The sequence below is a fragment of the uncultured Clostridium sp. genome, from assembly GCF_963527835.1.
GTDB lineage: Bacteria > Bacillota > Clostridia > Clostridiales > Clostridiaceae > Clostridium.
The window spans coordinates 1-4,263 of sequence record NZ_CAURTC010000075.1; the positions used below are offsets into that span (position 1 = coordinate 1).

The 4,263-nt window shown below is 27.2% G+C and carries 3 protein-coding genes; all 3 read left to right on the forward strand.

The features are described from left to right. Positions 1-116 precede the first annotated feature (116 nt). The 3 genes from RYM86_RS18375 (at position 117) to rho (ending at position 4,157) form a co-directional block, all read left to right on the forward strand. A complete protein-coding gene (locus RYM86_RS18375) occupies positions 117-416 on the forward strand; it encodes a hypothetical protein (protein WP_315082285.1) in 300 nt (99 codons plus the stop codon). 190 nt (positions 417-606) lie between these two features. After that, the gene (locus RYM86_RS18380; RefSeq protein ID WP_315082287.1) at positions 607-2,208 is read left to right on the forward strand and encodes a CTP synthase; all 1,602 of its coding nucleotides are present in this window, start codon (positions 607-609) and stop codon (positions 2,206-2,208) included. Between the two features lie 383 nt (positions 2,209-2,591). Then, positions 2,592-4,157, forward strand: coding sequence for a transcription termination factor Rho (rho, locus tag RYM86_RS18385; protein ID WP_315082289.1), 1,566 nt, complete (start codon positions 2,592-2,594; stop codon positions 4,155-4,157). Positions 4,158-4,263: the final 106 nt, after the last annotated feature.

Sequence of the window (4,263 nt, forward strand, 5' to 3'; positions counted from 1 at the left end):
CGGTGGTGTGAGAGGACGCTAAATAAAATAATTATTTAGCTCCTACTCGATTTAAAATATATACAGTGAATTAATATGAAATTTGTGGAAACAATTTAGATAAGGAGGTGATATTTGTGATAAGTAAAATGAAATATATAAATATACTTAATGGACTTTGTGAATACTACGGTATAGGAGAACAAGGTTTAATAGAATTATTAAAAGAAAGAGAAAACAAATACTTATTATTATTACTTTTGAAAAATTATAGTTGCTTAGAACAAGAAAACGCTAAAGAGATATTAAGAGTAAAATCCTCCCAAAGTGTTAATAATAATTTGAAATGTGCTCAAGAGAAGCTGTTGATTAATAGAGATTTCAGAAAAAAATATTTTGAAATTCAAGATAATATAGATAGAATAGAAAAAATATAAAATAAATAAAAAAAGTCTAGTCATGAATTTAATTGTGTGTTATTATAATATCTATGTTGTTATAGAATAATTATTACAGCACAAATAACCCCATTATGTAATTAGTGGGGTAATTTCAATTATATCATTAATTCATTGTATAATCAATAGAAAAATAAAAAATAATAAATTTCTCATAGGGAGGATAAAGATGAGCACTAAATACGTTTTTGTTACAGGTGGAGTTGTATCAGCATTAGGTAAAGGAATAACAGCTGCATCATTAGGTAGATTATTAAAAAATAGAGGTTTAAATATATCAATTCAAAAATTTGATCCATATTTAAATGTAGACCCAGGAACAATGAGTCCTTACCAACATGGAGAAGTTTTTGTAACAGATGATGGCGCAGAAACAGACTTAGATTTAGGTCATTATGAAAGATTCGTTGATGAGAGTTTAACTCAAAATTCAAATGTTACAACTGGTAAAATCTATAGTTCTGTTATAGAAAAAGAAAGAAGGGGAGAATACTTAGGTGGAACGGTTCAAGTTATTCCTCATATAACAAATGCTATAAAAGATAAGGTATATCAAGTAGCTAAAGAAAGAGACATAGATGTAGTAATTACAGAAATAGGTGGAACAGTTGGAGATATTGAATCTCAACCATTTTTAGAATCTATTAGACAAATAAAAAGTGAAGTAGGAGCAGAGAATGTTTGCTATATTCATGTTACATTAGTACCGTACTTAGGGAAAGCTGGAGAATTAAAAACAAAACCTACTCAACACTCAGTAAAAGAATTAAGGACTATAGGTATACAACCTGATATTATAGTTTGTAGAACTGAAAAAAATCTTAGTGATGATATAAAAGCTAAAATAGGATTATTTTGTAATATAGATGGAAATTCAGTAATTCAAAACTTGGATGCTGATAATCTTTATGAAGTACCTTTAATGTTACATGAAGAAGGATTAGATAATTTAGTTTGCGAAAAACTTCATTTAGGATGTAGAGACATAGATAATTATGAATGGACTCTAATGGTTGAAAAAATTAAGAGTCTTAAAGAAAAAGTTGAAATTGCATTAGTTGGTAAATATGTAGAATTACATGATGCGTACATATCAGTAGTTGAAGCTTTAAATCATGGAGGATATGCTAATAATACAAAAGTAGAGATTAGATGGATTAATGCTGAAGAATTGGAACAAAAAGATGCAAGTGAAGTATTAGCAGGCGTTGATGGAATATTAGTCCCAGGTGGATTTGGCGATAGAGGAATAGAAGGTAAAATATCAGCTATAAAATATGCTAGAGAAAATAACATACCTTTCCTTGGAATATGTTTAGGAATGCAATGTGCTGTTATAGAATATGCTAGAAATGTGTTAGGATATGATGGAGCAAACAGTTCGGAAATAAATCCAAGCACTAAATATCCTGTAATAGATATTATGAATAATCAAAAAGATATTGAAAATCTTGGTGGAACTATGAGATTAGGTCAATATCCTTGTAACATAGATGTAGAAAGTAATTCATATGAAGTTTATAATTCTGAACTTATAAGTGAAAGACATAGACATAGATATGAATTTAATAATAAATTTAGACAACAAATAGCTGAAGCAGGAATGAAGATAGCAGGAACTAGTCCAGATGGAAGATTAGTTGAAATTGTTGAAGTTACAAATCACCCATGGTATGTAGCTGCACAATTTCATCCAGAATTAAAATCTAGACCTAATAAACCACATCCTTTATTTACAGGATTTATTGGGGCAACCATAAAACGAAAATAAGATAAAAGAAGAGTTTTCTTTATTGAAAAAGAAGACTCTTTTTTTATCTTAAGATAATTATATATTTACTAATATCTTAAAAGTAATTATAATATTAGTTAATACTTTAAATATATAAATACAATATAAATATGTTTAATGCAGTATTTATTTGGATATAATAAGTTATAAGAGAATTTAAAAATGTTATTTTATACATATCTTGATTTAGAATCTTAAAAAAAATTCCCTAAACTAATGTTAATTGAAATATAAATAATGAAATTTTAAGTATGAATTTTTGTTAATAAAAAATTTAAATTAGTTTAAAGAGCTAATAAATAAAATTATTATGATTTTTATCACAATAATTTATTTGTCAATTTAAAATTGGAGGTGCTAGCTTGACAAAGCAAGTATATGAAGGCATGACTTTAGTTGAATTAAAGGATGTTGCAAAAAAATTAGAAATAAAGAATATATCAAAATATAAAAAGAATGAATTAATAGATGAGATATTAAAAAAATCACCTAATACAGTAGAAAAAGAAGGTGTTATATTAAGAGAAAAAATATCTTCAAAAGTAAGAGATGATAATAACTCTATTAGTAATAATGCTACTACTAATAATAAGACTGCTTTTAATAATAATAATGCAAATAACAATAATTTTAACAATAGCAGTAGTTTTAATAATAATAGTAGTAATAATAACAATAATAGTAATTTTAATAATAATAATAATTCAGATAATAAGACTGGTGTTAAAAGCAATGAGGAAAATCCAGCATTAAAACAAGAAAAATTAAATAACATGATAAGTGAATCTAACAGTGCTAAAGGGATTTTAGAGATACTAGAAAATAATAATTTTGGTTTTTTAAGATGTAAAAATTATTTAACTAGTAGCGAAGATATTTATGTTTCACCTTCTCAAATTAGGAGATTTAATTTAAGAACAGGTGATGAAGTACAAGGTAAAGTAAGAGAAGCAAAAGAAGGCGAAAAATTTAAAGCTCTTTTATTTGTTGAAAAGGTAAATGGTGAACATCCTGAAAAGGCAATCGGAAGAAAGTATTTTGAAACATTAACACCAATTTATCCCAAAGAAAGATTAAGACTTGAAACTTCTGATGAAAAGGATTTATCATCAAGACTTATGGATATAATTTGTCCTATAGGTAAAGGACAAAGAGGAATCATAGTAGCTCCACCTAAAGCAGGAAAAACAACTTTATTAAAAAAAGTAGCACAAAACATATCTACAAATTATCCTGATATAAAGCTAATAGTTCTTCTTATCGATGAAAGACCTGAAGAAGTTACAGATATGAAGAGATCTATAAAGGGAGAAGTAATATATTCAACATTCGATGAAGAACCCCAAAATCATGCTAAGGTATCAAGAATAGTATTAGAAAGAGCCAAAAGAATGGTTGAACAAGGTAAAGATGTTGTGATTCTTATGGATAGTATAACTAGATTATCAAGAGCGTACAACCTAACAATAACACCAACAGGCAGAACTTTATCAGGAGGACTAGATCCAGGAGCATTGATAATGCCTAAAAAGTTTTTTGGAGCTGCAAGAAATATTGAAGAGGGTGGAAGTTTAACTATTTTGGCAACAGCACTTGTAGATACTGGATCTAGAATGGATGATATGATATTTGAGGAATTTAAGGGAACAGGAAATATGGAAGTTCATCTTGATAGAAAATTACAAGAAAGAAGAATATTCCCGGCGATTGATATTTATAAATCAGGAACTAGAAAAGAAGATTTAATATTCTCTAAAGAAGAAAAAGATGTGGCGTATACAATAAGAAAAGTTATGTATAGAGACGGAAATATAGAAGATGTAACAGAAAATCTTATAGGTATGTTATCTAAAACTTCAGATAATAAAGAATTTATAAATGTATTTAAGAAAGTAGAGTTTGAAAAAAGAAAGCAAAATAATAAATAAAGAACAAAATTTTAAATAAAAAAATAAGTAGAATCTTTGAATTTCTACTTATTTTTTATTGTGTGCCCAGCATGGGCACGTACTAATCGGTGAAAGTCCGTAATGG

Coding starts and splice junctions, on each gene's coding strand:
- RYM86_RS18380 (WP_315082287.1), top strand. CDS start 607: ATGAGCACTAAATACGTTTTTGTTACAGGTGGAGTTGTATCAGCATTA.